13 protein-coding genes and 1 tRNA gene are annotated in these 14,403 nt (G+C 39.9%); 4 read left to right on the top strand and 10 right to left on the bottom strand.

The annotated features are described in order from the left end of the window. Positions 1 to 4: 4 nt before the first annotated feature. The 3 genes from PHY84_RS04925 to PHY84_RS04915 are packed head-to-tail and all read left to right on the top strand — an operon-like array spanning position 5 to position 3,659. Positions 5 to 169: a hypothetical protein gene (locus PHY84_RS04925; RefSeq protein WP_299858245.1), complete on the top strand. Its 165-nt coding sequence runs from the start codon at positions 5 to 7 to the stop codon at positions 167 to 169. Positions 170 to 180: 11 nt separating this feature from the next. Continuing rightward, on the top strand, positions 181 to 987 hold the full coding sequence (locus PHY84_RS04920; protein WP_299858243.1) for a peptide deformylase: 807 nt from the start codon (positions 181 to 183) through the stop codon (positions 985 to 987). 14 nt (positions 988 to 1,001) lie between these two features. Continuing rightward, positions 1,002 to 3,659: an ATP-binding protein gene (locus PHY84_RS04915; RefSeq protein WP_299858242.1), complete on the top strand. Its 2,658-nt coding sequence runs from the start codon at positions 1,002 to 1,004 to the stop codon at positions 3,657 to 3,659. Here the strand turns inward: PHY84_RS04915 and PHY84_RS04910 are convergent. From PHY84_RS04910 to gyrA, 10 genes are all read right to left on the bottom strand, one after another. Further along, positions 3,656 to 4,405 (bottom strand): response regulator, encoded by a 750-nt coding sequence (locus tag PHY84_RS04910; protein ID WP_299858241.1) that lies wholly within the window; start codon positions 4,403 to 4,405, stop codon positions 3,656 to 3,658. The genes PHY84_RS04915 and PHY84_RS04910 overlap by 4 nt on opposite strands. A 147-nt stretch (positions 4,406 to 4,552) precedes the next feature. Further along, positions 4,553 to 4,627, bottom strand: a tRNA-Asn gene (locus PHY84_RS04905). A gap of 49 nt (positions 4,628 to 4,676) precedes the next feature. Further along, positions 4,677 to 5,615, bottom strand: coding sequence for a radical SAM protein (locus tag PHY84_RS04900; RefSeq protein WP_299858240.1), 939 nt, complete (start codon positions 5,613 to 5,615; stop codon positions 4,677 to 4,679). Next, positions 5,616 to 6,647, bottom strand: a complete 1,032-nt coding sequence (gene hemE / locus PHY84_RS04895; RefSeq protein ID WP_299858239.1) for a uroporphyrinogen decarboxylase — start codon at positions 6,645 to 6,647, stop codon at positions 5,616 to 5,618. Between the two features lie 36 nt (positions 6,648 to 6,683). Continuing rightward, positions 6,684 to 7,202 carry a YqhA family protein gene (locus tag PHY84_RS04890; protein WP_299858238.1) on the bottom strand — a complete coding sequence of 173 codons (519 nt, stop codon included), beginning with the start codon at positions 7,200 to 7,202 and terminating at the stop codon, positions 6,684 to 6,686. A 1-nt stretch (position 7,203) separates the two neighbouring features. Beyond that, positions 7,204 to 8,238: an aspartate-semialdehyde dehydrogenase gene (locus PHY84_RS04885; RefSeq protein ID WP_299858237.1), complete on the bottom strand. Its 1,035-nt coding sequence runs from the start codon at positions 8,236 to 8,238 to the stop codon at positions 7,204 to 7,206. Positions 8,239 to 8,256: 18 nt separating this feature from the next. Then, the gene (locus tag PHY84_RS04880; protein ID WP_299858236.1) at positions 8,257 to 9,426 is read right to left on the bottom strand and encodes a sigma-54 dependent transcriptional regulator; all 1,170 of its coding nucleotides are present in this window, start codon (positions 9,424 to 9,426) and stop codon (positions 8,257 to 8,259) included. A gap of 11 nt (positions 9,427 to 9,437) precedes the next feature. Then, the gene (locus PHY84_RS04875) at positions 9,438 to 9,854 is read right to left on the bottom strand and encodes a hypothetical protein (protein WP_299858235.1); all 417 of its coding nucleotides are present in this window, start codon (positions 9,852 to 9,854) and stop codon (positions 9,438 to 9,440) included. Further along, positions 9,803 to 10,378, bottom strand: a complete 576-nt coding sequence (locus PHY84_RS04870) for an LPP20 family lipoprotein (RefSeq protein WP_299858234.1) — start codon at positions 10,376 to 10,378, stop codon at positions 9,803 to 9,805. The genes PHY84_RS04875 and PHY84_RS04870 overlap by 52 nt, the downstream gene beginning before the upstream one ends. Before the next feature lie 45 nt (positions 10,379 to 10,423). Further along, positions 10,424 to 12,907 carry a DNA gyrase subunit A gene (gene gyrA, locus PHY84_RS04865; RefSeq protein WP_299858233.1) on the bottom strand — a complete coding sequence of 828 codons (2,484 nt, stop codon included), beginning with the start codon at positions 12,905 to 12,907 and terminating at the stop codon, positions 10,424 to 10,426. A 180-nt stretch (positions 12,908 to 13,087) separates the two neighbouring features. On the opposite strand from gyrA, the gene PHY84_RS04860 reads away from it, so the two are divergent. Continuing rightward, positions 13,088 to 14,341 (top strand): ammonium transporter, encoded by a 1,254-nt coding sequence (locus PHY84_RS04860; RefSeq protein WP_299858232.1) that lies wholly within the window; start codon positions 13,088 to 13,090, stop codon positions 14,339 to 14,341. Positions 14,342 to 14,403: the final 62 nt, after the last annotated feature.

The raw sequence follows: 14,403 nt of genomic DNA, 5'->3' as shown, positions 1-14,403 counted from the left end.
AAACATGGAAAAGAAAGCAGAGCACAATATCAAAGCATACGGCAATAATTTTACGACAATGACACCGGGAAGCTTTGCCATAAAGCTAAGAACATGCAAAATTTGGCAGTTGATTCGCTTTATAGTTATTAACATAAAAATGCTAATTGTAGTAAATAAAAGTCACTAGCCGCATTTTTGATGATTAGGGAAATAGTTACCTATCCTACGCCGCCGAGTGTGGAGTATGCGACGGATGTAAGAGTTTTTGATGAAGAGATATTTTCTTTGATTGAAGATATAAAAGAGACCATCAAAGCCAACTCCCTAGAAGCACTTGCTGCGTTTCAAGTAGGGAGTTACTATAACATAGTGGTTGTCAAAAAAGACGACGGCTCTTTTTTGGAACTTATCAATCCACGTATCATAAGCCAAAGCGGTAAAGTAACTACCATTGAAAAGACCGCTTATTTTCCGGAACTAAGTGCCAAAGTTACAAGATACGAGGCGATAGGTTTGGTATATCAAGACAGAGACGGAGCTCAACATTCACTCAGAGCAGACGGAGATTTGAGTATCTTGCTGCAAAGAAAGATTGATTACACATTTGGATCAAGTTTTTTTAACAAACTGGACAAAGAAGAGAAAAAACTGTTTCAAAAAAAACTGGAGTATGGAAGTGATATTGCGATTTCGCAAAGTTGCCCTACTGTTTTTAAAAGGGACTATATCGTTAAGGTTATAAATGCACTTTTAGTCGTTATGGCGGCATTGCTGATTGGTTCGCTATTTACGGAAAAAAGCACTTCAGGGCAACTTTTTAACTATCAGAGCTATCTTTTTCTCGCCTCCGTCGGGCTAAACATCATTTATATTTTTTATGCGCAGTACGAGGGCAAGCGGTTTACCTCATGCACCAGCTGTCAAATTGGAAATATCATAGGAACGGCGGCTATTCTTTTGATTAAGCTCTCTGTCGTTATGCTTCTCTCCTATTTTATAATGTAGCAGATGGAATCGCCATGGAAAAAAAAATCCCTTATCTTGTAAAAACACGGAAAATTTTTATAGCTTCAAAGGAATCGATTCTTCTGAAATGGGTCTCTTATGAATCACCGCGAAGAATACTGGAGCTTCATGCTATTGATAAACAACAGTTTTTAGATGATTATGCAGGCGGCGTATTTGACTATTTTATGGGTGTCATTGCAGGTGAAGTCGAGATAGGAGACTGCCCCATTATGCAGAGTCTTTTGGCATACCTAAAAGACAGGGATATAAGAGCTGATGAGCTTTTTGAGATATGTAGCCATTTTAGACGTGCAATGATAAGTTTTACTTTTGATATGAAATTTAATTCGCAAGAGATTTTTGATGAAATTTCATACATTTTCGATAAAAATTTTAAAGGTGTTTTGAAATACTACACGGATACGATTTATCAAAAAGAGCAAGAGATAGACAGGCATGTCAAACTTCTTAGTGAGTACCAAAAAGCGCTTGATGAGAGTTCGATTATCTCAAAGACCGATAAAAACGGTCAAATAACTTATGTGAACGACAAATATATCAAAATTAGCGGGTACAGCGAAGGGGAGCTTATAGGGAGTTACCATAGCATCGTAAAGCACCCTGATATGCCGGAGGAGTATTTTAGAGACTTGTGGTTTCAGCTTGAGCATAACGGTATCTTTCGAGGCACTATTAAAAACAATAAGAAAAACGGAGACTATTTTTATGTCGATGTTACCATTGTTAAAATTACAGACCCCTATGACAACACGACAGAGTATATCTCAATCGCAAATGATGTTACCAAGCTTATAGATGCAAGACTTGAGGCACAAAAAGCTTCGCAGGCAAAAGAGTACTTTTTATCTAACATGTCGCACGAGATACGAACTCCTCTTAATGCTATTTTGGGCTTTGTAGATCTTTTGCTGGAGCAAAATATCTCAAAACAGCATAGAAAATATCTTGAGATTATTTTAAACAGCGGGGAAAATCTCTTAAGCATCATTAATGATATTTTGGACTTTTCAAAACTTAGAAGCGGTGAGTTTACCATTGAACCCAGAATCTTTTCTATACATAATGAAATCAGCCATACATTGGAGCTTTTTGTTGCTTCTGCAAACCATAAAGATATTACTATTACCTCATTTATCGACCCTGCAATATCTAAAGAACTCTATGCTGACTCCCTGAGAATAAAACAAATTTTGTCAAACTTCTTAAGCAATGCGATTAAGTTTACCAGAAACGGAGGACACATCCACGTTGAAGCCACTTGCAGAGATAGAATCTTAAAAGTAAGTGTACGTGATAACGGTATCGGGATAGCAAAGAGCGATATAAACAATATTTTTACCGCATTTACGCAAGCGGGCGGAGGAGAAGTTGAACATATGGTAGGTACGGGACTTGGACTCTCTATCTGCCATCAGTTAGCAGAGCATATGGGCGGGAGCGTTCATGTAAGCTCTGAACTTAAAGAAGGAAGTACTTTTTGGGCGGAACTTCCTGTAGAGATTCACGATAACACATGTCAAGTATTTAATGACTTAGAAGACATAAAAAAACTCCAAATCGTGTTTTATCTCAAAGATTTGCAGCATGACTATAAATCAGACTCTTTTTTAAAATACTCTAGCATATTTGATATGAATATAAAAGTGGTTGATACTATCGTTGATAGCAATGATGTTGTTATTTTCTTGGAAGAGGGTGTTGACGAGGAGTTTAAAAAGCAGATTATTCACTCAGATAAAAAGTATATTTCTCTTACAAACAAACCAAGTGATATTTACGAACAATACCCACATATCACAAGTATCTGTTTTCCGCTTTACTGCTCAAAGATAAAAAGCACTTTTGATGAGTTGCTCAATCCGGACGTAGTTTCTCCTCAAAGGGTAGAAAAAGCTCTAAGATTTGAGGGGCATGTCCTTGTTGCAGAAGATAATGAAGCCAATCAAGAGCTTATTAAAATCCTCTTAGGCAAATACGGGCTTACATACGATTTGGCGCCAAATGGTTTAGAGGCTGTTCGTTTATACAAAGAGAATAGATATGACCTTGTATTGATGGATGAGCAGATGCCGATTATGGATGGAAATATAGCCGTACAAGAGATTTTAGCATACGAGAGAGAGAATGGATTGCGCCATACTCCTGTCTCTGCATTGACTGCCAATGTCATCAAAGGGGCACGTGAGAGAGGGCTGATGAGCGGATTTGACTCCTTTTTGGGCAAGCCTATTGTACTTAAAGAGTTGGAGAGGGTGTTTACACACTACCTAAAAGTTTCCAAAGAGAGTGCTTATAGTGAAAAACCGGTTATAAAAAATAGCGGTGTAAAAGGGTTGGATGCGCAAAAACTCTCTGAGGAGCTGATGTTAAGCCAAAATGAACTGATGATGTTAGTAGATCTCTTCATTAAAAAAATGTCCACACAGCTTCCTCAATTGCAGAATGCTATTGCGGCGAGAGACTACAAAAACATAGCATTGATGGCACATAGCATCAAAGGTTCAAGCGGTAATTTTAGACTTGAAGATATACAAGAGCAGAGTGCAAATATAGAAAAAATGGCAAAATCGCTTAAAGAAGATTTTGATTACGAAGAAGCGTTCGAGTATATCAGAGACAGGCTAATGCTCATAAAAATTGAACTTTAGCTTTCTATATAGTAGCCAATCCCCGATGCATTCTTTATAATGTCGGTAGGGAGTTTGCTTCTTAGTCTCCAAACAAGTGTGCGGATGCTGTTTTCGGTTGCTCCGTCCTCTTTCCAGACATAGTTGATAGCTTGTTCAAAAGTAATCACGCTTCCAAGTTTTGCCACAAGAAGACGTAAAATAGAATTCTCTTTTTTTGTTAATTTGAGCTTCTGAGTATTGTAATATATTTCGTTCTTTGCAATGTCTATGTAGTAAACAGCTCCAAAAGAAACAATCGGTCTGTCTGTTTCTCTTTTTGAAAAGAGAAGTTTTTCCACAATTTCTTCATCTATTTTAGATGCATTTGCATCCTCTCTTCTTTTGCATTCCATATCAAATTTAAAAATTGCCATTTGAATTGTTGCGTGCAGGGAAGACGGGTCGAAAGGCTTAACAATATATCCGTAAGGTTCTGTCGTGATTGCTTCTGTGATAATATCGTCATCGCTGTAAGAAGTAAGATAAATAAAAGGAATTGGATAGTTTTTGCCGATTTTTCTGCCTAGAGTTATCCCATCATTTCCCTCCTGAAGAGAGATGTCTATGATGACAATTTGAGGTTTATACTTTTCAATACTTTGCATCGCATCAGAAGCAGTGTCGCAAATAGCAAGAATCTTATATCCATGCTTTTGTAGAGAAAGTTTGAGATTAAGTGCAGTAATTTCATCATCTTCGACAATAATAATAGTGTTTTTTTCCATGGTTTCTCTACTATGATTTTTTAATGATACAGTAGAGCAATTTTATCATAATATTATAATTTTTTTTATATACGGATAAAAAATGTGATAAATGTGATAATTTTGTTACTGAACTACACGTAAAAAAAAGAGTGATTGTAAATGTGGTGGCTCCGAATACTGGATTCGAACCAGTGGCCAAGTGATTAACAGTCACCTACTCTACCGCTGAGCTAATTCGGAATGTTGATAGGGCGGAATTATACTTTATGAAGAGCAAAAAGTCAAGGTTTTAGTGCGTTTTTAACCGTTTTCTCTTTTCATTTTCATGTAAAATATAAAATTCTAAGTTGCCTACTTTTTTTGTGATTATTTCTTTGTAGGAGATGAGATTTTCTAGGCGTTTTTTACTATCTTCATCAAAAAGCAGATTTATATCTTCAGCGGTTAGGGGTCTTTTATCCAGCGTGTTTACTATCTCTTCTTCTGTATAGCTGGCGTGATTTGGCTCTGCATGAACTCTTGAGGCTATATGGATAGGCAGTGAGCTGTCAAAAAGAAGAGAAGCATCATATAGCTCTTTGTAGCTTAGTCCTACGACCGGGTACGCAGGGGGTCTGTCGATAGTTCCTAAATCAACCCTAGTGACATTCATTTTTAAGAGGATATCATTTAGTTTTTTTATCTCCTCTTTTGTATCGTTAAGCCCATGAACAAAAAGTATCTCGATGAAGAGTTTGCCTTGGAAAATATGGCTAAATTCTATGACTTTTTCAATGATTTTTTCGATTTGAATGCCGGTATGCGGTCTGTCGATTCTCTTAAACACATTGTCTGTAGCAGCATCAAGGGATAGTTTTACTTGATCAAGTTTTAGGAGTGAGTTAAAAACTTTTTTGTCTATTAAGGTCGCGCTGTTAGTAAGTATAAGCGTTTGAGTACCGTTTTTGATTTTGTTCAACTCATCGATTAGTTCGTCAAGATATGGATAAAGAGTCGGTTCGCCGTTTGCCGTTATAGTTACGACATCTATATGGTCGTTTAAATGCTCTTTTAGTTCATTAATAATCGCAGATACTTCCACGATGCTCTTTTGCGTATCTGTGGTAGCACTTGGAGCAAGCTCACAATAGAGGCAGTCAAAATTGCACTGTTTTAGAGCAGGGGAAAGGTCTATACCCAAAGAAGAGCCGAATCTTCTTGAGTTTATAGGTCCAAAAATCGTCTTCACTTATTTTTTGCTGACTCTGTGGCATTCAGAGATAAAGTGTTTAGCATTTTCTACCGGCACATCAGGTAAAATCCCATGTCCTAGGTTAAAGATATGTCTTTTGCCGCCCATAATGTTTTGGAGTGCTTCTACGCACTGCGTAGTTGCCTCTTTGGAGTAGAGGCGGCATGGCTCCATATTTCCTTGAAGCACATACTTCTCTCCAAGTTTCTCTTTGGCTAGTCCCATAGGGGTTGACCAGTCAACGCCAAACACATCAAAGTTACCATATACCTTATCTAAAAATGCAGGAATACCTTTTGGGAACATGATGATAGGAATATGCGGATATTTTGCTTTTAGATACTCTGCAATCTCTACCATATACTTCCATGAAAACTCATCATACTTTGCAGGCTCAATAGCAGCAGCCCATGAGTCAAATATCTGAACGACATCGATTCCTGCTTCTATCTGTTTTTCCATATAAAGTTTTACTACTTCTGTTACTTTTGCAAGTATTTTATGAAGAAGTTCAGGGTTTGCGTACATCATTTTTTTGCAGATGTTGTATGTTTTTGTGCCTTCACCTTCTATCATATACGTTGCCAGTGTCCATGGCGCACCGGTAAAGCCGATAAGCGCCTTGTCATCTGCTAGTTGCTCTTTGATGATTTTTATGGTCTCATAAACATAAGTAAGTCTCGATGCTGCCTCTTCGCCGCCTAAAAGTGCATTCAAATCTGCCTCATTTCTGACAGGCTTATCAAAAACAGGTCCTTCTCCTGCAAGAAAATCAAGCTTCATTCCCATCTCATTTGGAACAACTAAGATATCGCTAAAAAGGATAGCAGCGTCAACGCCGACAATATCAACAGGTTGAAGCGTCACCTCTGCAGCAAGTTTTGGGTTGTGGCAAAGATTTAAAAAATTTCCTGCTTGTTTTCTTACTTCCATGTACTCAGGAAGATAGCGTCCTGCTTGTCTCATCATCCAAACGGGAGTGTAAGGTGTCTCTTTACCAAAGCATGCATCTACAAATATTTTACTCATGTGTGTCCTTAAAATAGTTCATTTTTTAAATTTTTACTAATGGTGGTGCCCGACTTTACTTAAAAAGAAGAGACCCACTGCAACCGCTGCGATTGAGAGTGCAAGATAGAGCATATCAAGCGCACCGCTATATGTCGTATGACCCACTTTTTGAAAAAATCCTACAACCAATACCATAACGATAACTTTGGAAATCTTATCTTTAAGCTGGTCGAGTGAATGAACTGCTAAAAGTTGGTTTTCCTCTCCATGCTCATCCTTTGCCGGGTCTATATCTGAGATAAAAAGCTCATAAAGACCAAACGAGAAGATAATCATAACAACACCTATAAGATAAAGGTCAACCGCACCGATGATGCCGCCTACAACCTCTTCGTGAAAGTGTTCGGGATGTGCATGCGTTACATAGGTGTTGATAACATAGACTGCGGTCTCATAGACATCAAAACTTGCAACCACAAAGAGTAAAACAGCACCGACAAGACCAAAAAATACAGCCAAAACGATAATAAATCTTGAACTCCATAGGCTGTTTTCAAAGAACTTTTCAAGCATTTTACTTTTCCTCTTCCATCTCTATCCATTTCTGTGCAATGCGTACTGCATTTGTCGCCGCTCCGACTCTCAGGTTGTCGGCTACAATAAACATATGAAGCATCGTTTTGTCAAAGTTATCAACTCTGATTCTTCCTACAAAAGTTTCATTTTTTTCTAATGCAATGGATGGCATCGGGTAGATTGACTCTTCTGGTTTGTCTAAAAGAACAACATTGGGAGCATTTTTTAAAATCTCTTTCGCAGCTGACGCATCTACTTCACAAGCAAATTTGACACTCACTGCCTCGGCATGCCCTCTAAGGGTTGGAACACGAACGCAAGTAGCACTTAGAGGAATTTCTTTGTGCATGATTTTGGTAGTCTCATTGACCATCTTCATCTCCTCTTTCGTGTAGCCGTTATCTAAAAACTTATCAATTTGAGGGATGACATTAAGAGCGATGCGGTGGGCAAATGCTTTAACTTCTGCTTCATCAAGCTTAAAAGCAAAAAATGATTGCATCTGATTTACCAGCTCCTCCATTGCTGTTTTTCCTGCACCTGATGTTGCTTGATATGTGCTGACATCTACTCTTTGAATATCGTAGGCTTCATCAAGAGGTTTTAGAACCTGAACCATCTGGATTGTTGAGCAGTTTGGGTTTGCAACGATGCCGGATTTTTTCCATTGCGCGATATCTTCAGGGTTTACTTCCGGCACAACAAGAGGAATGTTTGCATCCATTCTAAAGTGAGAAGTGTTGTCTATGACAACAGCGCCTGCTCTCACGGCTGATGGCGCAAACTGTGCACTCACACTTCCGCCTGCCGAAAAGAGGGCTATCTCTACCTCTTCTTCCTCAAAAACAGCGTCCGTAAGTTCTTTGATAACAATATCCTTGCCCGCAAATGTAACAGTTTTACCGGCACTTCTTGAGCTTGCAAGAGGAACAACTTTGTTTATAGGAAAATCAACTTCCTCTAAAATTGAGAGTATCTCTTCTCCCACTGCTCCATTTGCTCCGACTACTGCTACATTATACTTTTTTGACATTATCTATTCCTTTTAAATTTATCTGTTTTTATCACTATTAACACCGCTGCGCAACTCTAAAAGAAGCTCGTGAGGGGTTATCTCGTCGTTATCACTTAAGATAACTGCTCTCTCAACTACAGAGATGAGTTCTCTGATATTTCCCGGCCAGTTGTAGGCTAAAAGACGCTCTTGTGACTCCTCGGAGAATCTTTTTAATTCAAAACCGTATTTTACACAATTTTGCTCTAAAACTTTTTGTGCAATAGCCAATATTTCATCTTTTCGCTCTGAAAGTGGCGGAATCGTGATTGGAATCGTGTTTAGACGGTAGTATAAATCTTCTCGAAACGAGCCGTCTTTAATTTTTTGCATCAAATTGGCATTTGTTGCGGCGATAACTCTTATATCTGTTTTTATACCCTTGGCAGAGCCTAGTCTGCGAACCTCTTTTTCTTGAAGTGAGCGGAGAAGTTTGGCTTGAACGCCATAAGGCATCTCGCCTATCTCATCCAAAAAGAGCGTTCCGCCCTCGGCAAGCTCAAACTGCCCGGCTTTTGCCTCGGTTGCATCAGTGAAAGCGCCTTTTTCAAATCCAAAAAGTTCGCTCTCTATGAGATTGTCCGGTATCGCTGCCATGTTGATGGCTACAAAAGGTCTGGCAGCTCTTGGCGAATGGTTGTGTATGTATGAGGCAAATACCTCTTTACCGACCCCGCTTTGCCCTAAAAGCAGAACCGTTGCGTCTGTTTTGGCTGCTTTGGTTGCGATTTTGAGTGCATCTTCAAGCGGTTTTGAAGTTCCGTAAAAACCGCCAAAGTCACTTTTTTTGCTCTCTTTTGCGGCGTTTTTCTTCACCTTTTGTATCTTGTCTTCTCTTTTGATAGCAGCTATAAGGGTGTCAACATCAAACGGCTTGAGTAAAAAGTCTTTAACACCAAGATGGATGGATTCTATGGCTCTTTGAAGTGTTGCGTTGCCTGTCATGATGATAACTTCAAACTTGCCGCCGAGTGTTTTGACAAATTCGATGCCATCCATCCCCGGCATGTTGATATCGGTGATAATAAGGTCAAAAGTCGCATCAAGCGATTTGAGAGCATCTTTTGCATTTTTGAATGTTTTGACTTCAAACTCTTTATAGTCGCTCATTGCGATTTCAAGAGATTTTCTCATATTGATATCATCTTCAACTATTGCAATTTTCACTTGAGTTTGCCTTATTTTAAAGGGACGATTGTAACAAAAGTATCATTAAAATCGACTTTGAAGCATGTTGTTCGTAGTGTGAGCGTTGTAGTGGAGCTGTTTTGAAGGTTTGTCGTTGCATCGCTGTACGCAACATGAAGTCCGAGCTTATGGATATACTCTAAAAATTCGGCTGAATTTTGAGCGATTACTTTTTTTAAATCACTCTCGCCATTGCTATAAAGAAGCAAATCGCTTTGTGGCAAACCGCTACATTTTTTCATGCTGTGTGAGATAAAGAGTGCTTCATTATAGAGTGTTGCGTCTTTGACGATGTACTTATAAGAGATAAGGTATTCGCCTGCACTGAGTGCAAGCGGAAAAAGAAGCAGGAGTATTATTGGGCAAAGTCTGCGTGTGAAATGACGATTTCCATCTCTACTTCGCATAATCCCTCTTTAAATGTAGTCTCAATAATATCAGCATTTCTTACCATTGCTTGAACATAAGTGCGCAGCGTTGACTTTTGCATCATCATATTTTTGATTGTATCTTGCCCATCAACACGAACACCTTTGACTTTTTCGGCAATTGCTCTGTATGCATCGGCAATAGCCGCCCTTTTTGCAAGAGCGTATGCTTGTGCAGGAGAGGATGTATTCATGGGTGCAACACCTTGCCCGACTACAGAGATATGCATTGATTTGTTTTTTCTTAGTATCTCTTCTTGAGCTGTCATAGTTGCAAGCTCTTCTTCTCTTTGCGCTTTTACCTGAGCGAGTTCATCCATCGTTTTTTGGCTCTCCGCTCTTGCTTGTGCCGCCACCTCTTTTGCTTTGGTTGCTTCAGCTTTTGCTGCTGCAACTTCTGCGTTTGTCTGCTCTACGACAGTTGTGTCAACTACTAGAACTTTATCTGCTCCAAAGAGTGATGCGACACTCAAAAGCATTGCAAATAGTACAGAATATCTCATAATTCGTCCTCTGACATGGGTTTGTTGGTTTTGTTTAAGCAACTACTATTCCAACTCGCTTGTATTAAAAAGAGAGTCATCACTCTCTTCCTCTTCATCTGACTGCTTTGGACATCTTGAAACACTTGCAACATCATCGCCTTTAACGATATAAACACCGCTTGTATTTCTGCTTGATTTGGAGATGGTCTGCATATCGACACGTATCATTTTGCCTGCTTTTGTAAGTGCCATCATATCCATCTCTTCATCTACCATCAAACATCCGACGACAAATTTTCCTGTTTTAGGCGTCATTTTCATAGCGATAACACCGCTTCCGCCACGATTGGTTAAGCGGTACTCTCCGGCATCTGTTCGCTTGCCGATACCTTTTTCGCTTACTATGAGTATCTCTTCCTCATCATTTGCGATTATGTTTGCATCGACGACTTCATCGGTATCAAATTTAAATTTGATACCTCTGACTCCCATAGTGTTTCTGCCTTGCTCTCTAGTCTTTTCTATCTCAAACTTGATACATTGTGCAAGTTTTGTAACGATAAAGAGGTATTTGATGCTCTGATCTGCGATTCTTGCCGTGATAAGTTTGTCATCATCGTCAAGAAGAATAGCTTTGACGCCGTTGCTTCTTATGTTTGAGAATTCGCTGAGATTTGTTCGCTTGACTGTTCCGTTTCTTGTAAAGAAGACAAGTGATTTTTCATCGCTGAAATCTGTTGTTGGAATGATGGATTGGATTTGCTCATCGGCTACAAGGTTGAGAAGGTTTACAACCGCTTTGCCTTTTGCCGTTCTGCTTCCTTCGGGAATTTTATAGACTTTGAGCCAGTGAAGCTGTCCGCGGTCTGTAACAAAAAGAAGAGTGTCGTGGGTGTTACATGTAAAGAACCTCTCTATAAAGTCATCCTCATATGTGGTAACCGCAATTTTGCCCTTGCCGCCTCTTTTTTGTTTCTCATACTGCGCAAGAGGAACACGTTTGATGTATCCTCTATGGGTGATGGTGACAACCATAGGCTCATTTGGGATAAGGTCTTCAACGTCTATATCATCATAATCATCTTCGATATCCGTGCGTCTTGCATCGGTATAGATAGAGATAATCTCATCAAATTCTTGGTCGATGATACCGTGTAAAACTTCTTCGCTCTTTAAGATAGACTCTAGGTAAAGGATAAGTTCTAAAATCTCTCTAAGTTCGTTTTCTATCTTTTCACGCTCTAAGCCCGTCAATCTTCCAAGACGCATGTCAACGATGCTTTGTGCCTGAATGACGCTAAAATCAAACTCTGAAACTAAGTTGTCTCTTGCTTCTTCTATGTTTTTGCTTGATTTGATAACTCTGATGATTTCATCGATAATATCAAGAGCTTTTTTGAGACCTTCTAAGATATGCGCTCTTGCTTTTGCTTTTTCAAGGTCAAAGATAGTACGGCGGATAATAATGGTTTTACGGTGGTTGATAAAGTGTTTTAAAATGTCAATGAGACCAAAAACTCTTGGCTCTTGGTTAAGGATGGAGAGCATGATGATACCAAAAGTCACCTGCATGCTTGTCTGTTTATAGAGGTTGTTAAGAACGATTTCGCTCATCGCATCTTTTTTGAGTTCGATTACGACACGGATGCCCTCACGGTCTGATTCGTCACGAATCTCCGAAACACCTTCTATAAGTTTGTCTTTTACCAAATCCGCAATATTTTCAATAAGACGAGCTTTGTTTACCTGATAAGGAAGCTCATCTATAACTATGACATCTTTGTTTCCTTTGCGCTCTATATGAGTTTTTGCACGTACCTTGATACGTCCGCGACCCGTCGTGTAGGCGTCAACAATCCCTTTTTTACCAAAAATGGTTCCGCCTGTCGGAAAATCAGGTGCTTTGATATGCTCCATGATTTCGTAAAGTTCGATATCTGGATTTGCCAAAAGTGCCTTTAACCCCATCATAATCTCTTGAGGATTGTGCGGAGGAATATTTGTAGCCATACCTACAGCGATACCTGAAGAGCCGTTTATAAGTAAGTTTGGAACACGAGTCGGCATAACATCGGGTTCTTTTGTAGTCGCATCGTAGTTGTCAATCATATTGACCGTGTTTTTCTCTAAATCTTTTAAAAGTTCGCCTGCGTATTTTGTCATTCTGGCTTCGGTATAACGCATAGCCGCTGCACTGTCGCCGTCCACCGAACCGAAGTTTCCTTGACCGTCAACCAGCTGCATCCTCATAGAAAACTCTTGTGCCATACGAACAAGTGCATCATAAACTGCCGTGTCGCCGTGCGGATGGTACTGACCGATAACATCCCCGACGATACGAGCCGATTTTTTAAATTTTGAGCCGTGAGAGAGGCTTAGTTTGTCCATTGCATAGAGGATTCTTCTGTGAACAGGCTTGAGTCCGTCGCGTACATCAGGAAGGGCACGTCCTACGATTACGCTCATTGAGTAGTCTAAGTAGCTGTTTTGAAGCGTCTCTTCAATGTTGATTGTTTGTACGTTGTCACTGTTTAGCAAGTTGCTCATATATAACACCTATTTTTTTAAAAAATAATTCCACGGATGATATCTTAATAACGCTTAAGAGTTTCGTAAAGATAGAAGATTTTTAGTTGGGCTAGTATTGATTAAAAATTAATCATAAATGTGCATATTGTCAAAGAGCAAGGGTGTATAATTTGAGCAGATTTTCAAAAAGGATAAAAGATGAAAAGATATCTTTTAGGCACAATGTTGTTACCCTCTTTTGTTTTTGCAGAGGATGCGCTAAGCGGCAGTGATACGGCATGGATGCTTGTAGCTACTGCTTTGGTAATGCTTATGACTCCAGCAGGGCTAGCGCTCTTTTATGGAGGTTTGACACGTTCAAAAAACGTGCTTAACACGATAGGGATGAGCTTGGGGGCGTATGCTATGGCTTCGCTTGTGTGGGTTGTTGTGGGTTACTCTATCGCTTTTGGAGACGGCGATATTATCGGAAGCGGCAAGGTAATGCTCTTTGGTATCACGTCTGAAACACTTAAAGGAACTATTCCTGAGCTTCTTTTTGTTGTGTTTCAAGGAACTTTTGCGGCTATTGCCGTAGCCATCGCAAGCGGCTCTATGATAGAGCGTGTAAAGTTTTCTACATATATGGTATTTGCGGCTCTTTGGGTTGTGGCGGTTTATGCACCCGTAACACACTGGGCATGGGGTGGAGGAGAGTCTCTTAACTTTGGTGAGATAGATTTTGCAGGCGGTACGGTTGTTCACCTTAATGCAGGTGTGGCGGGTTTTGTTGTCGCTATGATTTTGGGACGCAGAAGAGATTACGGCAAAGCGGCTATTAAGCCTTTTTCTCCGATTTTAGTAGCACTAGGTGCGGCTCTTTTATGGTTTGGATGGTTTGGTTTCAATGCAGGTTCTGCACTTGGGGCAAACGGTATTGCGGCATCGGCATTTTTGGTGACAAATGTTGCAGCAGCGCTTGGTGTCCTTGGATGGCTTGTTGTTGAGTGGTTTGTTTATAAAAAAGCAACTATTGTAGGCGGAGCTTCCGGAGCGGTTGCAGGTCTTGTGGCAATCACTCCTGCGTCGGGAACTGCCGGTGTAGAAGGTGCTATCATCATCGGGCTTGTCGGCGGTATGTTAGGCTTTTGGGGTGTTGCAAAACTTAAAGGGATGTTTAAAGTGGATGACTCTTTGGACGCATTTTGGATTCACGGCTTGGTCGGTATCTGGGGTTCTATCGCAACGGCACTATTTATTGTTCCTTATGCGTTGCCCGAAGCATACGAGATGGGTTCACAACTTGTAAAACAGGTTCAGGCGATAGGGTTGACAGTTGTTTATAGTGCTATAGCTACAGCGGTGATTTACTATGTTGCATCAGCTCTTACAGGTGGCGGAAGAGTGGATGATGAGAGCGAGAGCAGAGGTCTTGATGAGACCATCCATGGAGAAAAAGCACTAAATCTTTGATTTTTGTGTTTGCTTAAAATAGCAAAAGTCGTTACAATTTTAAACTAAATTTGGAGATATGA

This window comes from Sulfurimonas sp. (genome assembly GCF_028694605.1).
In the GTDB taxonomy this organism is placed as follows: Bacteria; Campylobacterota; Campylobacteria; order Campylobacterales; family Sulfurimonadaceae; genus Sulfurimonas.
Note: the sequence above shows the minus strand (reverse complement) of the source record. Positions and strands in the feature narration are given on the sequence as shown.